This is a genomic window from Shewanella sp. 5S214 (assembly GCF_041439795.1).
GTDB classification, from domain to species: domain Bacteria; phylum Pseudomonadota; class Gammaproteobacteria; order Enterobacterales; family Shewanellaceae; genus Shewanella; species Shewanella vesiculosa.
Map to the genome: position 1 here is coordinate 178,229 of NZ_JBGOOV010000004.1, position 16,523 is coordinate 194,751.

The window sequence follows — 16,523 nt, forward strand, 5'->3', positions numbered from 1 at the left end:
ACAAAAACATCATAGCGTGTTAGCGTTAAAGCATACAGTTTTAGCAAGATATCAGCATTACAAATATAAGAAGGATTGTACATTGCCTGCATTACGTTTACTTGCTGGACCAACTGCTTACGAACAACTTGAAGCGAACGGCTTGCAACAATCATTATTTACCCAGATTTTTGCTGCTTCAGGCGGGCCTAAATGGTTGGCGATAGCGGGCTTAGATAAATATTTATTTAGTGAGTTTTTTAAACAACGCCAAGATCCACTCTATACCATGGGCGCCTCGTCGGGCGCATGGCGCTTATCTTGTATGGCACAACAAGATCCCTTAGCGGCTTATGAAAGATTAGAACATTTTTATATCCATCAAGATTACCAAAAAAAACCAACGCGTGAACAAGTCAGTGCCCAAGTATTGCACATTGTGGATGGTATTCTGGGTGAGCAGCAAGGTGCTGATATTATTGCTAATCCGTTAATTCGTCATCATATGGTGGCGTGCCGCGCTCGGCATTTAAATCGCATTCAGGCCAAGTTTGGCTTAATGATTGGGCTGTCGATGGCGGCTGTGAGTAATGTGGTTAATCGTAAAAGCTTAGGTTGGCATTTTGAGCGGGTAATTCTGAGCCATAAAGATGATGCATCACCTTTTAGGCGCTTAAAAGATTTGCCGACTAAGCATGTTGAATTAACCCAAGACAATATTCGTCATGGACTATTGGCCAGTGGATCGATCCCGTTGCTGCTTGATCCGGTTAAAGACCTGCAAGGATCGCCAAAAGGCCATTATTACGATGGCGGCATTACCGATTACCATTTTGATATGCCATTACCCGCAGCAACTGGCTTGAGTTTATATCCGCACTTTTATCCTTATATGAGCCCCGGCTGGTTTGATAAATCCCTTTTATGGCGCAAAGCCAAAGCCAATTACCACAATGGCTTAATTTTAGCACCGAGTAAGCAATTTATTGCCAGTTTACCCTTTAGTAAAATTCCAGACCGTGAAGATTTTAAGCATTTAGATACCCCAACTCGTATTGCTTATTGGCAGCAAAGTGTACAACAAAGTCAAATATTAGCGGATGAATTTGCCGAGATAGTCGCCTCTGGCACGATAATGGATCGTATTGAACGTTTGTAAAGTGGCCACTCTCTGAGTGTTTTTTGTGCTGTTTGTGAAAGATAGTCTTATTGAACTAGGTCTATTGAAATAAGACCAAGTGTAAATGGCTGGTGCCGTCGGTAATAAGCATTATTTACACTGCTTAAGTTGTTGAAATATTAACCACTGCTACACTTGTCTTATTGATTTGACTTTAGTTCAGTAACTTCACCTATGGTGTAGGAGGCTGTTATGCAAACAAAAGAAGTGGCATTACTTATCCAAGATGGAGTGTTATTGCCAGGTGGTCGACTTGAAATTCGAGTGGTGACACCGAGCGATTTACGCATGGTTGCCGATGTACTCAAAGGCCACTATGGCTTAGCATTCGCGCCATTGAAACTCAATAGTGAGCCGCCTTGTTACATTGCCGTTACCCAATGTAATATCATTGATTTCAACCAGTTAGATGATGGCTCTTTAAGCATTATTATTGAAGGTTTACAGCGGCTTAAAATATTATCTGCAGCAAAAAAACGCGACGGTTGCTGGATAGCCCGCGCGCTTCCTTGTGCTAATTGGGATCATGAACCCATTGCGGGCGAGTTTGAAATTATCAGTGCCGCACTGGATCAATTTTATCAAGTGAATCCAGATTTACTGGAATTGTATTCACAAACTCATTTAGAAGATGCTACTTGGGTTAGTCAGCGTTGGTTAGAAGTCTTACCTATGTATAATCGCGATAAGTTGATTCTTGTCGAGCAACCTAACTGCCATAAAACCATGGATTTTGTCCTGCAGTTGCTTAAATCGCATGTGGATGTATGACGCATGACGTGGCTTATTGAGATAGTGATAATCAAGATACAATCTGGGCCTAGCCTGATAAGATAGCGTTATCATTTTGCCATTTGTTATCTTCATATAGCCAAGTTATTTATGCCTAATTCAGCAAACTATAGCAAGAGTCACACTCAACTAGCCTCCAAAACAGCAACCGCCGCCATTGCCGCTCAACCTTCGTATATTGTGTTACCACGCGCGACTGAGTTAGCGGGCAAGCAATACCAAACTGTGTTGGAGTTTTTGGTCGATCATTTTCAGCAAATCGATATCAGTGTATGGCAGCAGCGGATTAACGATGGCAAAGTGCATTGGCTAAATGGTGAATTAATTACCGCTGACAGTGCTTATCAAGCTACTGCGCGGGTATATTATTACCGTGAAGTGTTAGCCGAAACGCAAGTGCCGTTTGCAGAGCAAGTACTGTATCAAGACAGTCATACCATTATCGTCTACAAGCCGCATTTTTTACCTGTAACGCCAGGTGGTAATTACGTTAACGAATGCCTAGTACATCGATTACGTATTGCGACAGAAATTGACACTGTTGCACCCGCTCATCGGCTCGATAAGGACACCGCAGGGGTGATGTTAATGACACTCAATCCGCAAACTCGGCATGCTTATCATCAATTGTTTTTAGATGACAACATCACTAAAAACTATCAGGCCATTGCAAAGATAACCCCGCAATTATTGACTCAATTAGCTGATAATAGCTGTGCATTACCTATCCACTGGACGGTGAAAAATCGTATCGCCCCAGCTAACCCAAGCTTTACTATGCAGGTGATTGAAGGTGAGGCCAATAGCCATTCTGAAATCAGCTTAGTGGCAGTAAAAGGTGATTTAGGATTATTTGAGTTAAGCCCGATTACTGGCAAAACTCATCAATTACGAGTACATATGCTGAGTCTGGGCATGCCTATCATCAATGATCGCTTTTATCCGGTGTTACAACCTAAAGGGCCGGATAATTTTGATAAACCATTACAGTTATTGGCTAAACGCTTGCGTTTTATTGATCCTGTCAGTGGTATTGAACAAGATTTCCAGTGCCAAGGTTTAGCTTTTTAGTCCATTTTTAACGACTAAAAAAACCGCCATCAATATGTTGATGGCGGTTTTGGGTTTGATACTCGTCTTTTACACTAGAGATTTATGCGACTTTATTCTGCTTTAGCGTGCTTAATCCCTTTGCTGTTTTTCATTGGGTCGCCATCATAACCAAGGGCTTGCCAGTTTAAACGTTGGCCTTTGTTATGGCAGTCATTACACTGTAATGCTTTATCTTTTGGTGACACCATATGGTTGATACGCCACCACATTTCGGTTTCAACAAAACCATGTTTACCGCTGTACTTAAGTCCTTTTTCTACCATGGTTGGGTTCGCTTCCATACCCAGCTTGGCCGCTAAGTCCCAATCAAAGTCAGTCCAGTAACCACCTTTACCGTATGTTTTAGGGGTCAGTAATATATTGAGTTCGGTGTCGTATATTTGCTTACCTGTATGCACTTTAAATGGATAGATTTTAGCTTTAGGGTCTTTTATATCACCTAATGGAAAAGCTAATTTTACCACTGTAGTTGGATCAATTTTGTCGCCCGCCATGTAGGCATCTGCGTGACCGTTAAACCAAGCGTATTGTGGTGGAACGTCTTTTTGCCAAATAAAGCTGCCTTTCTTTTTCATAAAGGTGTGCTTGCCATATTGGTCTGTAGTTTCAGGAAGATCTTGTCCTGCCTTTGACCAGTCCCAACGCATTTTAGTGGGTTCATTTTTAGCAAATGACGGTATATGACAGGTCTGACACGCTACTGTTGCAGTATGTGTATTAAGCTTTTTATTTTTGTGAGGCGCGGCATCATGGCAGTTTTCACAGCCAATTTTGTTTTCACCACCAGGTGATACGCCCATAGCGTTACCGCTGATTTGATGATTTTCAGTGACGTGACAAGTTTGGCACTGGAAGTCATTACCGTCGGTGTCCATGTGGACATCGGTTGCCTTGTCTGGGTAAGCCATCGATGAGTCTAAATCACCATGTTTAACGGCATCACCACCGCCGCCGTAGAAGTGGCAACTGCCGCAATTATCACGCACGGGCGCTCCCACATTCTGTGCTACGTTCGTTAAATTGACTTTGGCTAACGGTTCACCTGCACCAGCTGGATCTTTAATGTACGTCCCTGTTGTGTCATGACATACCAAGCAATCGACTTTGGTCATGTCTTTAAAATCAAATGTAGAATCTTTCCAACCATAACCCGCATGGCAACTGGTACAACGTGGTTCATTGCCAGAGATCGACACACAAAAGTTGTTGATGCTATTTTTCTTGCCTCTTTTAACAGTGCGACCTGGCAGTTTTTGTTCTAACTCCCAAGTCCAGTGGGAAGATTTCATAAACTCTTCTGCATGTTCTTGATGGCAGGTTAAGCATTGTGTTGTCACCTCGGTGCCGCTGGTAAAAGGCCCTTGTAACGCCTCTTTGTGGTTAAAGGCAGCCTGTGCACTACTGCTTAATAACAGTAATACAGCCAGTGCTGATAATAGTTTCATGGTGTTTGTCCTTACCCCTGAGCTTGTGCTCAGGGGGGCCAAGTTAGAAGGTTAAGTGAGTGTTAGAAGTTAACGGTCAGTGAGGCATTGACGTCATAGGCAGTGTCAACCACAGGCAGCATTGAGTAGGCACTACCGGCAATCACATCGTCAATTTTCTGAGGAGCACCCACTGGTGAGCCACTTCCGGTATATTCATAGTCGTAATACAAACCGGCTAACTTGATAAACATTTTTGGATTAATATCAAAGATATAATAGGCTTCGGCAACATGACCGCGGGTGGCTAACTTACTGCCGATTGGGTCGTCTTGTGCTTGGGTGAAGGGACTCCAGTATTTAGAGCCGTAGTTATATTCCAAACCGAATTTACCGAAGGGGGCAGGGATTTGCATACCCACATAAATGCCATAACCGTCTTTGGTGTCGCTATCAACGGTTTCTTTTGGCACCATAATGATTTCAGTACCTGTGCTATTAAGTTCGGCTTCAAATACCGCATCGCTTAACATGCCGCCGAATAAACCGGCATTGCCGTTAGGTTCTGCACGAGTCCAGCCGAGTGAAGCAAACACTTTCATATCGTCATCGGATTCATAGGCATAACCAAGTCCACCTAAGTACATATCACCAATCACACCGCTTGGTTGCACGCGGGTGACGAAGTTAAAGTTGTCAAATTTTTGCATGTCTTGATACATGGTTGGGGCAAAGATGCCTGCCAGTTGAGTTGGGAATGCCATGGTGCCTGTAAAGCCATCATTGACATCTTTAGCACCGAATAAGGTGAACTGTAAGAAATGGTTACCGTCATTAATCAAGTCGATATTAAACCCGCCGAGGTGGGTGTCTTTAGTGATGATGTCACCAAACAATTCGCCATTACCGTACTGTGACTCAAAGCCTTGACCGTAACAAAAACGTACAGTTTGCCCTTCAATACCTGTGATATCACCTAAGTTGTAACCTAAGGTAAGACCATCGAAGTTGAAATTGACTAAGTGGCCTGACGGTGTGCCGCCTCTGAGTTCATTTTCACGATAATGGCTTGGTGGGCCATAGGTTGAAGGACGACGCCCAATAGAGAGGTAAACGCCACTATCGTTAATATCTTTCCAGTTAAAATAGGCGCGCTCTACTTTTAACTCATCACCACTGGTGCTACCGCTACTGGTGCCATCCATGGTGAATGAGTTCCACGAGTCGAATACTTTAACCCCAGCTGAGTCTCCCCAACTCTTAAACATGGTTAAGCGTCCGGCAAAGCTGACGTTGTCCCATACTTTGGCATCAATGTTTAGGCGTAACCGGGTAGTGTAAAATATGTCGTTATTAATATCTTGTTGGGTTTTTTGGCCTAACACCATTGGCATAATGCCTTGCAGCATACCGCTTTGAAACGCGCTGGCTAAATCAGGATTAGCCATCATCATTTGGCCCAATGGTGAGGTGGCACTATTTGGATCGCCAAATGCTCCTGACATGGCTTTCGCGCCAAAATCAGAAAAGTTAACGTTCATGGCAGGGTTCCATGTGACATTTTGATAATGTAATGAGTGTGCTTTGGTTCTAAAGTCACCAGTGATGGACACTCTGTCCAGTGCCGTATGGCGCTCAGTTTTATCAACCCGTGAGTTTAAGTCGTCAAGATCTTCGGTAATGGTGGCCAGTTGTTGTTTAAGATCGGCAATTTTTTGTGCATCGGTGTCTGCCGCTAAGCTAGCGCCGCTCATGAAAAGCGCATTAGCTACAAGTATTGATATCAGAGTTCTCATCATCTTTCTCTCCCCCTAAACTTGCCAAATGTATAAGCTGATGTGGCAAATTTTTGGTGTAAAAATCCCTGAGGCTAAGCCTCACTATTTTGTCAGTTTGGTTATTGGCTGATGTTGACGCTTAAGACGACAAGGCCCTAAGCTGTAATGACTTAGCCACAGGTTGCTGGTTGGTCTGAATCGGCTGCGTGGTCATATAAAAACTGTTGAATATCTTTCAAGTCTTTTTCTGATAGCGCCTCGAAAACAGCAGGTTTGGCTTTATGCATATCACGGGTGAAAAAGCGATCCCACTGGCTCATGGTTTTGGTCATAGGGGTGAGCTCTTTGCCTTCACTATTGGCACTGTGGCAAGCTTTACATTCTTTTTTATAAAGATGTTTACCTTTTTTAGGGTTACCACCTTCTGCAGCCATTACTTGGCTACCAAGAGAAAATGCAATCGCGATTGCAATACCAACTTTAACGTAAATGTTCATCATTTTATCCTCTACAAAGCTTTTTATGGCTGGTGCCTTAGCAACATATATTTATTGTTTTGCTGTAAATAATGTTACCTAAAAGGGGGTAGTGTTAATTTGAAGTAGATCATATCCATGAGAAAAAACTAATTGAAAAAAAGTTAATTGATAAAAATCTAATGGAGTTGGTGTGATGCAGATCTATTGTCTAGAGGGTAATAGTTTGCTAGAGGATAAATTAACGTTTAGTGACAGGGATTCAGCCACATAAAATAATGCGCAGCCCTGTTTATTGGAAGGTCATTTGATAAAGAGAATCAGTGAGTGGCGTTAAATTAATGCGATTGTCGACTTTATTACTAATATTGTTGCGCTAATGCTACACAATATTAATGTCGCAGCCCGGGTTTTCTCTTTATCGACACGGCCAATTAATCGACCAGAGACAAGGTAGCCAGCAATGACTGAGGGGAGTAATAGCAGTGATAGCCATAAATGTTTTACTTCAACTAAGCCGACAACGGCTAAAATAGCCAATGCGATTAATGAGCTAAAGACAAAAAAGGCTGATAGCGCCGCCCTAAATTGACTGGCATCTTGACCGGCAAGTAAAATGGCCATTGGTGGGCCGCCGATCGCAGCGATATTGCCAAATATGCCCGAAAATACCCCAGCGATAAATAAACTGATGCGATTGATTGGTGCGGTAAAGCGAAAGACGCTTAGGATAACGGCAATAAACACGATTGCTGCAATCACCAAGCCTAGTATGGCTTGTGGTGCAAACAGTAATAACCCAGCACCTAAAAATCCTCCTGGAACACGTCCAAGTAAGGCATATTGTAATCCATTAAACTGTAGGTGGCCGCGCTCTCTAAACAAGGTCATTGCAGAGATTGCAAAACCCATGGCAATAATAGGAACGGGAACTAATTGAGGATTAACAATATACAGCAGTGGGCTTGCTACAACGGCTAACCCAAAGCCAATTAAGCTTTGGGTTAGCGCGCCAAAAAATACAATAATTGATGCCAGTATCAAAGTGGTTGGATCGATAAATGACATCATAATTTCTCTTTAAAATATTACTGCTTATAGCAATCCACATTGAAATTGGATCTATTTTAGGCGTACAGCAACTTTGCCTTTAAAAGACTGCCTCGAATACCACGCTAATCATTTTCGCTAAAAGAGCAAACTTCAATAAGGATTGGTATCAATGGGCAGTTTTAAAGTCGGTGAGGGATTCATTAACCTGTAGGTTATTCGAGCTCTTCCCATTCGATACCCATATCATCCATTAACTTTTTCGCTTCACTTGGAATGCTATCAGGCTGATCTTTTGATAAATCACCGTCATAAGGTAATGGTTGACCTGTGTACGCGTGCAAAAATGCTTCGCATAGCAGTTCACTGTTAGTTGCATGGCGCAGATTATTTATCTGGCGACGCGTCCGCTCATCTGTCAGTACTTTTAATACTTTTAAAGGGATAGAAACCGTAATTTTTTTTACTTGTTCATTTTTTTTGCCGTGTTCGGCATATGGGCTGATATATTCGCCATTCCATTCAGTCATTAACTTACCCTTAACGATAAATACGCTGCAGATTTTAAACCGTTACAATCTCTAGTCAAATTATTGCTACTATTTAATCCCGATGCAAATAGATTTCTCGATGTTTAGACGTCTAAACGTCTATTTTGGTTGACTCGGAGGGAACTCTTCGGTAAATTTGGACGTCTAGACATCTATTGTGTGTTTGTGACTTTTTAGGAATCAATTATGACTCAGTATCAAAGTGCCACTTTGGCCGTTCGCCAGGGTATAGAAATAGACACACAACATGGTGCTATTGTGCCGCCGATTTATTTATCGACCAATTATTCATTTGATGGCCACACTAATCCTCGCGAGTTTGACTACAGCCGTTCAGGTAATCCGACGCGTTGTATATTAGGTGAGGCGATTGCAAAACTTGAGCAAGGTGTAACTGGTGTGGTGACATGTACCGGTATGGCGGCCATTACCTTAGTGACCAGTTTGTTGGGCCCAGATGATTTATTGGTTGTGCCGCACGATTGTTATGGTGGCAGTTACCGTTTATTTACTAACCTGGCCAAAAAAGGTCAATTTAAGTTATTGGTTGTTGATCAAACTGATGCGCAAGCGCTGGGCAACGCGATAGCGCAAAATCCCAAAATGGTCTGGTTAGAAACGCCATCAAATCCATTACTGCGGGTAGTCGATATTAATGCGATCAGTATCGCTTGCCATGAGGTTGGCGCGTTAGTGACGGTTGATAACACTTTTTTGTCGCCAATATTACAACAACCTTTATTGTTGGGGGCCGATATCGTTATTCACTCAACCACCAAATACATTAATGGTCACAGTGATGTGGTCGGTGGCGCTGTGGTGGCTAAAGATGCTGAAGTGGGTGAATTATTACATTGGTGGTCAAATACCCTTGGATTAACCGGTTCTGCTTTTGATAGCTATTTAACCTTACGTGGCTTAAGAACGCTGGCAGTCCGCATTCGTGAGCATCAACGTAATGCGCAAAAAATTGTAGAATTACTCAATGCCAGTGATGTGGTTGCCAAGGTGTATTACCCAGGGCTAAAAGACCATCCGGGTCACGAAATTGCCGCAAAACAACAACAAGGTTTTGGCGCTATGTTAAGTTTTGAATTAACCGGTGGCGAAGCTGAAGTGGTGGCCTTTTTACAGGCATTATCTTTGTTTAGTATTGCTGAAAGTTTAGGCGGAGTGGAAAGTTTAGTTGCTGTTCCTGCCACCATGACTCACCGTGCAATGGACCCACAGGCAAGGCAACAGGCTGGTATTAAAGACACTTTACTGAGATTATCTGTCGGTATTGAAGATGCAGATGACCTGCTCGCGGATATTCAAGCCGGTCTCGCCGCTGTTACTGCGATAAAATCAGCTTGAGTTGGCTTAATTCGAGTTTAAGTTTGCTGTGGTTCCGGCCAAATAAAGTAAAATAGAAAATATGCACTTGCCACACTGTTTATTTCAAATTAGAAGTATAGCTGTCGCAATAAAAGTCTTAGTTGTTTAAGGAGTTAGTAATGACGCGAAGTCATTTACATAAGTTTGGTGGTTCAAGTTTAGCGGATGCAGATTGCTATCGCCGTGTTGCCCATATTTTGCTTACACATGGTCAAAGTGATGATTTAGTTGTGGTATCGGCCGCCGGCAAAACGACTAACTTTTTATACAAATTACTCACTCTGCGTGACAGCGGTCAGTTATGGCAAGAAGAGCTTCAAGTGCTGATCAGTTATCAGCAGACATTAATTGAACAGTTATTATCAAATGAGCTGGCTCGTGACCTACGTGAGCGCCTGTCGACTGACAAATCGCAATTAGTCAGTTTATTGTCTTTAGAGCAGCGTAATGACTACCAATTAAACCAAGTGGTCAGTTTTGGTGAGCGTTGGTCTGCACGCCTTATGGCCGCATTGCTGAGAGAAATGGGTGTAACAGCCACTCATGTGGATGCGTGTTCTATTTTGGTTGCAGACGAAGGTGCTATTCCCAATATTTTAGTGGCGCAATCGCGTGAAAAAGTACAAGCCTTACTCGCTTTGCATCCGCAAGAGCGTTTAGTTATTACAGGTTTTATTTGTGCTAATCGTCATGGTGATACGTTATTGTTGGGCCGTAATGGTTCAGATTTTAGTGCTACCTTAATTGCCAGTTTAGCCGACATTGAGCGTGTGACGATTTGGACTGATGTTGAAGGGGTATTTAACGCCGACCCGAATAAAATTAATGACGCTAAATTACTCAAGAGTATGTCACTAGCAGAAGCGGATCGCTTAGCTCGTCTAGGCTCGCCTGTGTTGCACTCACGTACCTTACAGCCATTGTTTAATACTCACGTAAGTTTAGCCGTGCGGTCCAGTTATGCTTCACACACTGACTTTACCTTAATTGCTCCACTGAGTTCATCAGCCAGTGCACCCGTTGTGACTAACTTAAATGAAGTGGTGTTGTTTAGTTTTAAAATGAACGCTGACATTGAGCCGTTACTGACTATTTTAGATAACGTTGGCATTACGCCTTTAGCTTACTGGTCGCTAGCACAGAATAAGATTGAACTTGCGCTTACCCTAGAGTGCCAGAAACAAGTACAGGCCTTATTGACGCAATACAGCAGTGAGTTTGGTATTGACGAGTTAAGTGCCCAAACTGATTTAGGTTTAGTGGCCCTTGTCAGTGCTGATGCGCATCACTTTAGACGCAGTTTTGCCCGATTACTTAGCCGCGATGCTAAACCTGTTTATCAAGATTCACTGAGTTTAGTCACCTTAGTGCCGCAAGCTCAAGTGAGCTTATTGACTCAGAAAGTGCATCGTCGTTGCGCTGGGCCAAGAATGCGCATCGGAGTGTTATTGTTGGGCGTGGGTAATATAGGTGAGGCTTGGATTGATTTATTTAAACGCGCAAGCCCTGCATTGGATCACGAACTTGAGGCTACTGTTGAGTTAGTGGGTTTAGTCGGCTCGAAAAAAGCCTTAATCTCTAATGACGGCATTAATCTCGAGCAATGGCAACAAGATTATCAGCAGCACGGCATTGAATGGGATTATGACAAATTGTTTGATCAGTTGGCACTGTTATCATGCGATGAAATTGTCGCACTCGATATCAGTGCCAGTGCAGCGTTAACCTTACAATATCCAGAGTTATTTGCCCGCGGAATTCATGTGGTGAGCGCGAATAAATTAGCCGGCTCTGGGCCATTACCTTTTTATCGCGAATTAAAACTGCAACTCAGTAATCGTCGCTTGTTTTGGCGTTATAACGCGAGTTGTGGCGCCGGTTTACCAATACAACATGCATTAAATGATTTACGTAACAGTGGCGACACAATTGAGGCCGTTGGTGGCATATTTTCCGGCACCTTGTGTTGGTTGTTCGAAAATTATGACGGCAGTAAACCGTTTTCTGAATTAGTACTCCACGCTCGAAGTTTAGGTATTACAGAACCTGATCCGCGTGATGACTTGTCGGGCCGCGATATGCAACGTAAGTTGTTAATCTTGGCGCGCGAGATTGGTTTGGCGATAGAATTAGATGATATCAGTCTTAACTCGTTAGTGCCCAAAGCCTTAGCAGAGTTATCACTTGAAGACTTTTTATCACGCATCAGTGAATTAGATGATGGTTTGTTGCAGCAATATGTCGCCGCAACAGAGCAACATAAAGTACTGCGCTATGTGGCTTCGTTGGATAAAGTGGAAGGTAAGTTACAAGCTGAAGTGAGTTTGCAGTGGGTGGATAATCATCATCCTTATGCCAATTTAACCCCAGGCGATAATGTGTTTGTTATTCGCAGTACGTTTTACCAAGGTAACCCTTTGATTATCCGCGGACCAGGGGCCGGGCGTGAGGTGACTGCTGCAGCGGTGCAGTCCGATTTAGTGCATATCTGCAAAGACCTGTTACAAGAGTAAGTCAATTAAGCTGTCATCCCGGTAACGCTTTGGAGCCGGGGTTTAGCTTTTTTGGCCTGCGGCCATCAACGTCATTCCGACACTTCACTATTTAGTCAGCCCGACACTTCACTATTTAGTCATTTTGATATTTTACTATTTAGTCATTCCGGCAATGCTTGTGAGCCGGAATCCAGCACTATTATTTATTGCTTTGTACTTATGGCCAGCTTAGTGGTGCTTGGCTCATAACAGAGTAAAGGGGAAGAGCGCTTATACTCTTTTGCAAACTCTTAGCGACCGATCAACATTTCCTGGAAAGCGAACACTTCGCGACAGGGTTTTATCCTACTGCTCACCTATTCTGTTATGGGAAGTTTTCAACGGCCTCAATGTTAGTTAGCATTACCGTTATGGATAAAGCCAACTAGCGATTTATGCTCTTATCAATATCGCCACACATGAGTACTGACTCTCTGGGCAAAAGGATATCCAATGCAAAGGCCAACAAAGGAACAAATTCGAGATTTACCCCTTTATGACGGTATTAGTTTAGAGAATATTATCGTCGTTACAAACAAAGCCGACTCTATAAATGCAATAGCGGAGTTAAGAACTCATTCTTGTTTAGGGTTTGATACAGAGAGCAAACCTTGTTTTGTAAAAGGTGAGGTCAGTGATGGACCTCATTTAATCCAGATAGCCACAAAATTTAAAGTATTCTTATTTCCTACAAAATTTTATGAAAACTTTACTGCAATCGCTGAAATATTATCTGACCCGACAATAAAGAAGGTAGGTTTTGGATTGAAAGAAGATAAAAAACTTCTTTTTAGAAAATTTGGCATTAAATTAATCAATACAGAAGAACTCTCTTCAAAGGTGATGCGTTTTGCGCAAGTTAAACAACGCGTTGGCGCTAGAGTTGCGGTTGCGATGTTTTTTAATCAACGGCTATCTAAGAGTGCACAACAATCCAATTGGTCAATATTCCCTTTACACGATCATCAGAAAAGATACGCCGCAAATGATGCACATAGCGCATTATTAATTGATCTCGAAATAGAAAGACAGAGCCATTCATCTCCCTAAAGAATATGAGCCTCTCACCAATCAATAATCAACATTAGCTTATTTGGCTAAGTAAATAAGCTTGTTGACAATTAGTTGGGGTCATCAAGTTCCCTGCACTTAATCACTCACCTATTAAACCCGTTGCTTGATTTCTACTCTTTGGTTCTCAAACTTTTTTGCTGTGTTGAATTTGTCTTATTGGCTAAAGCTACATCATTGCTTGAGAATCTCTATTTTGTGATTATCAAAGTGTTATAAATTTAAATTATCAACTAGATAAGTTTTGATAATTTTTATTCATTCACTGTCCGCCGTAAGATTACGCCATCGAACAAAGACGAATCAATAGTATTTAGGAGTAAGTTATGAAAATGAATCATGTAGGTTTGATGGTTGGCGACATGGATAAAGCGGTTGAGTTTTATACTAAAGCGCTGGGACTAAGAGTGGTGATGGGTAACACTAAGGTTCAAGAAGAACGTAAAACTGCTATTGGCAGAATGTGTGTGGCCGTTTTTGGTGAAGGCTTTAAAGGCTTTAACATTGCACACTTAGTCACGACTGACGGTATTGGTGTGGAGATGTTTGAAATGATCGACCGTCAACAACGTCACGAAGTTGATTTTACCCGTCTTGGTATCTTCCACTTTTGTTTGCAAACAGATGACTTTGAAGGCGCTATTGCGCGTACGGAGCAATATGGCGGTAAAGTAAGAATGGACATTATGCGCTACCACCCAGAAGATGACAGTAAGCTAGCACAAATGGTCTACTTAGAAGACCCGTTTGGCAACTTGTTTGAACTTTACTCGCACAGCTATGAAGAAACTTACTCTACTGATTACGAGTAATTTGTTTAACGATATCCGTATTACTTTAACGCTACCTAGATGGTAGCTTTTTTATGTCATGGGAAACATTTCTGAGGTTACTTTTGAGCATTTTTGCAGAGAAACTTAAAATATATCAACTGATTAAATAAGCTAACCAGCTTCATCAGAGTAACACTCGCTTTTTATTAACCGTATAAGAAACTCATTTATTGTCAGTTTGATGGTTTATCACACCGTGATTTGATAAAGGCTTGCAGACATATGCAGATGGCTGCGTAACTGATTTGAGCTGTTATGCACTAAAAGGAATACAGTGAACACTTATAGTCGGTCTGTAGTCATTTTTATTGTGGTTCAAAGGATTTGGCTGGTTTCGTTAGCGCTCGCGTTATTGCTTGCGATTGAGCTGTAGACTTAAATTGGTTAATTGATGGTATTTTAGCTTGACTTAGGATGCAGTTAAACTAGTATATGGACATATAGACGTCCAAACGGCTAAATTGAAAGTTAGTTAATTGGTATTGGCTCCTAAGTTTTACAGAAGTTGAAGGAATACATTATGGCTTTTCATCATGCGCAACATGCCCAGTCGTTAAATCAGAGCTTGTCTGAGCTGAATGATATTAATGTTTCTTTTGAATTCTTCCCGCCATCAACGCCAGAGATGGAAGAGATCCTGTGGAATTCAGTTCGTCGTTTAGAGCCGTTAAATCCTAAATTTGTCTCTGTGACTTATGGTGCCAATTCCGGCGTACGTGATCGTACTCATAGCGTGATTGAACGTATTCAGAAAGAGACGAATCTTCTAGCGGCACCGCATTTAACCTTGGTTGATGCTAGTGATGAAGAGTTAGTTGAACTGGCAAAGCATTATTGGAATTCAGGTATTAGAGACATTGTCGCCTTACGTGGTGATTTGCCTGAAGGCAGCCCAAAACCAACTCGCTTTGCTAATGATTTAGTACGTTTATTACGTTCAGTGGCAGATTTTGATATTTCGGTTGCGGCGTATCCTGAGGTTCATCCAGATGCGCGTAACGCTCAGGCTGATTTAATTAACTTGAAGAAAAAAATTGATGCGGGCGCCAACCGTGCCATTACTCAGTTTTTCTTTGATGTTGAATCCTATTTACGTTTTCGCGATCGCTGTGTCACCGCTGGCATAGATGTTGAAATTATCCCTGGCATTTTGCCGGTGACTAACTTTAAGCAAACTAAACGTTTTGCTGGAATGACTAACGTGGCGATTCCACATTGGTTACATCGCCAATTTGAAGGTTTAGATGACGACCCTGCAACTCGTCAGTTAGTTGGAGCCAACGTTGCGATTGATATGGTAAAAGTATTGTCTCGTGAAGGGGTTAAAGATTTTCATTTTTATACTCTTAACCGTGCCGAATTAACTTATGCTATTTGCCATACGTTAGGTGTGCGTCCAAAGTAAACAGGCGTAACGACTCTACGCCTATTTTATCGTTGCAAAAATGCTCATTCATTTAAACCATTAAATTGCGCCTTTTGCCTTGAACTAAGCGTAAATGGCTTAGCGTTGAATAGGCCGTCCTATTCAAAAAAGTTAAATTAGAATGGCTGCTGAGTCGATACCAACAGACGCAGTGGTCATAGTCTCTAACCCCCGTTAATGATTTCATTAGCGGGGTTTTTGTTTAATATTTATGGCCTTTTGTGTGAGTATTCGACGTTTGCCGTATTCTTTTTTTCATATTTATAGCCTATGGTATATTAACAACAATTAATAACTAAAAAGGTGTGATGATGAAAACATCCTTTTATGTACTCAGTGTATTGGCTGGCTTAACCATAGTTAATATTGTGCAAGCAAATGCTGCAGAACCTCAACAAGCCATTCCACCCGCCGCTCAGTTATGTACTTCTTGTCATGGTGCTCAAGGTCAAGGAATTGATATCATTGGCCCTCGTTTAGCTGGTTTATCGGCTGAATACATTACCAATCAACTCAAGTTGTTTCATGCCGGTAAACGTCAAAACCCCACCATGCTAGCAATGGCTGCCACGGTACAAGGTGATAATATTGGCCTAGTGGCACAATATTTTAGCCAACAGCCAGTTGCAGATATTTCGCTGCAATTTCGCGGTGACAAGGTTGCCATTAGTGATCCCTCTGAAAGATTAGCCTTTCAAGGCGATTGGTCGCGAACTATTCCGGCGTGTACCAGTTGTCATGGGCCATCGGCCATTGGTGGAGGCAATTTCCCTCGCTTAGCAGGCCAGCAAGCCAGTTACATCAAGACCCAACTATTAGCTTGGCAAGACGGCACTCGAACCGGTGATGTTGACAATATGATGGGTAATATTGCGCGGAAATTAACAGCTGCCGAAATCGATGGATTATCGCAGTATTTTGCCAATATAAAATAAGGAC

General features: G+C 42.2%; 14 protein-coding genes. 9 read left to right on the forward strand and 5 right to left on the reverse strand.

Features of this window, described 5'->3' with window-relative positions:
- Positions 1 to 82 precede the first annotated feature (82 nt).
- The 3 genes from ACED29_RS04185 (at position 83) to ACED29_RS04195 (ending at position 3,022) form a co-directional block, all read left to right on the forward strand.
- Positions 83 to 1,138, forward strand: coding sequence for an alpha/beta hydrolase (locus ACED29_RS04185; protein WP_182755414.1), 1,056 nt, complete (start codon positions 83 to 85; stop codon positions 1,136 to 1,138).
- Positions 1,139 to 1,351: 213 nt separating this feature from the next.
- Positions 1,352 to 1,930 (forward strand): LON peptidase substrate-binding domain-containing protein, encoded by a 579-nt coding sequence (locus tag ACED29_RS04190; protein ID WP_124015151.1) that lies wholly within the window; start codon positions 1,352 to 1,354, stop codon positions 1,928 to 1,930.
- Between the two features lie 111 nt (positions 1,931 to 2,041).
- Positions 2,042 to 3,022 (forward strand): pseudouridine synthase, encoded by a 981-nt coding sequence (locus ACED29_RS04195; RefSeq protein WP_371697124.1) that lies wholly within the window; start codon positions 2,042 to 2,044, stop codon positions 3,020 to 3,022.
- A gap of 92 nt (positions 3,023 to 3,114) precedes the next feature.
- Here ACED29_RS04195 and ACED29_RS04200 read toward each other — a convergent pair whose 3' ends face one another.
- The 5 genes from ACED29_RS04200 to metJ form a co-directional block, all read right to left on the reverse strand.
- On the reverse strand, positions 3,115 to 4,509 hold the full coding sequence (locus tag ACED29_RS04200) for a tetrathionate reductase family octaheme c-type cytochrome (RefSeq protein WP_182696768.1): 1,395 nt from the start codon (positions 4,507 to 4,509) through the stop codon (positions 3,115 to 3,117).
- 62 nt (positions 4,510 to 4,571) lie between these two features.
- On the reverse strand, positions 4,572 to 6,284 hold the full coding sequence (locus tag ACED29_RS04205) for a DUF3373 domain-containing protein (protein WP_371697138.1): 1,713 nt from the start codon (positions 6,282 to 6,284) through the stop codon (positions 4,572 to 4,574).
- 152 nt (positions 6,285 to 6,436) lie between these two features.
- Complete coding sequence (locus tag ACED29_RS04210; RefSeq protein ID WP_124015148.1) at positions 6,437 to 6,766, reverse strand: cytochrome c; 330 nt, start codon at positions 6,764 to 6,766, stop codon at positions 6,437 to 6,439.
- A gap of 309 nt (positions 6,767 to 7,075) precedes the next feature.
- Positions 7,076 to 7,813 carry a sulfite exporter TauE/SafE family protein gene (locus ACED29_RS04215; protein ID WP_182696767.1) on the reverse strand — a complete coding sequence of 246 codons (738 nt, stop codon included), beginning with the start codon at positions 7,811 to 7,813 and terminating at the stop codon, positions 7,076 to 7,078.
- A gap of 194 nt (positions 7,814 to 8,007) precedes the next feature.
- Positions 8,008 to 8,322: a met regulon transcriptional regulator MetJ gene (metJ, locus tag ACED29_RS04220; RefSeq protein ID WP_011638970.1), complete on the reverse strand. Its 315-nt coding sequence runs from the start codon at positions 8,320 to 8,322 to the stop codon at positions 8,008 to 8,010.
- A 207-nt stretch (positions 8,323 to 8,529) separates the two neighbouring features.
- Here metJ and metB point away from each other — a divergent pair, with 207 nt between their 5' ends.
- From metB to ACED29_RS04250, 6 genes are all read left to right on the forward strand, one after another.
- Positions 8,530 to 9,699: a cystathionine gamma-synthase gene (gene metB / locus ACED29_RS04225; protein ID WP_371697125.1), complete on the forward strand. Its 1,170-nt coding sequence runs from the start codon at positions 8,530 to 8,532 to the stop codon at positions 9,697 to 9,699.
- Positions 9,700 to 9,839: 140 nt separating this feature from the next.
- Entirely contained in the window at positions 9,840 to 12,233 is a 2,394-nt protein-coding gene (locus ACED29_RS04230) for a bifunctional aspartate kinase/homoserine dehydrogenase II (protein ID WP_124015145.1), read from the forward strand.
- A gap of 474 nt (positions 12,234 to 12,707) precedes the next feature.
- Entirely contained in the window at positions 12,708 to 13,304 is a 597-nt protein-coding gene (locus ACED29_RS04235) for a 3'-5' exonuclease (RefSeq protein ID WP_371697126.1), read from the forward strand.
- Positions 13,305 to 13,651: 347 nt separating this feature from the next.
- A complete protein-coding gene (locus ACED29_RS04240; protein WP_124015143.1) occupies positions 13,652 to 14,137 on the forward strand; it encodes a VOC family protein in 486 nt (161 codons plus the stop codon).
- Between the two features lie 541 nt (positions 14,138 to 14,678).
- The gene (gene metF / locus ACED29_RS04245; protein ID WP_124015142.1) at positions 14,679 to 15,563 is read left to right on the forward strand and encodes a methylenetetrahydrofolate reductase; all 885 of its coding nucleotides are present in this window, start codon (positions 14,679 to 14,681) and stop codon (positions 15,561 to 15,563) included.
- 332 nt (positions 15,564 to 15,895) lie between these two features.
- Complete coding sequence (locus tag ACED29_RS04250) at positions 15,896 to 16,519, forward strand: c-type cytochrome (RefSeq protein WP_124015141.1); 624 nt, start codon at positions 15,896 to 15,898, stop codon at positions 16,517 to 16,519.
- The last annotated feature ends 4 nt before the right edge of the window (positions 16,520 to 16,523 follow it).

Excerpts from the sequence above, each read along its gene's own strand:
- ACED29_RS04190 (WP_124015151.1), top strand. The coding sequence starts at position 1,352 with ATGCAAACAAAAGAAGTGGCATTACTTATCCAAGATGGAGTGTTATTG.
- ACED29_RS04195 (WP_371697124.1), top strand. The coding sequence starts at position 2,042 with ATGCCTAATTCAGCAAACTATAGCAAGAGTCACACTCAACTAGCCTCC.
- ACED29_RS04200 (WP_182696768.1), bottom strand. The coding sequence starts at position 4,509 with ATGAAACTATTATCAGCACTGGCTGTATTACTGTTATTAAGCAGTAGT.
- ACED29_RS04205 (WP_371697138.1), bottom strand. The coding sequence starts at position 6,284 with ATGAGAACTCTGATATCAATACTTGTAGCTAATGCGCTTTTCATGAGC.
- ACED29_RS04210 (WP_124015148.1), bottom strand. The coding sequence starts at position 6,766 with ATGATGAACATTTACGTTAAAGTTGGTATTGCAATCGCGATTGCATTT.
- ACED29_RS04215 (WP_182696767.1), bottom strand. The coding sequence starts at position 7,813 with ATGATGTCATTTATCGATCCAACCACTTTGATACTGGCATCAATTATT.
- metJ (WP_011638970.1), bottom strand. The coding sequence starts at position 8,322 with ATGACTGAATGGAATGGCGAATATATCAGCCCATATGCCGAACACGGC.
- metB (WP_371697125.1), top strand. The coding sequence starts at position 8,530 with ATGACTCAGTATCAAAGTGCCACTTTGGCCGTTCGCCAGGGTATAGAA.
- ACED29_RS04230 (WP_124015145.1), top strand. The coding sequence starts at position 9,840 with ATGACGCGAAGTCATTTACATAAGTTTGGTGGTTCAAGTTTAGCGGAT.
- ACED29_RS04235 (WP_371697126.1), top strand. The coding sequence starts at position 12,708 with ATGCAAAGGCCAACAAAGGAACAAATTCGAGATTTACCCCTTTATGAC.
- ACED29_RS04240 (WP_124015143.1), top strand. The coding sequence starts at position 13,652 with ATGAAAATGAATCATGTAGGTTTGATGGTTGGCGACATGGATAAAGCG.
- metF (WP_124015142.1), top strand. The coding sequence starts at position 14,679 with ATGGCTTTTCATCATGCGCAACATGCCCAGTCGTTAAATCAGAGCTTG.
- ACED29_RS04250 (WP_124015141.1), top strand. The coding sequence starts at position 15,896 with ATGAAAACATCCTTTTATGTACTCAGTGTATTGGCTGGCTTAACCATA.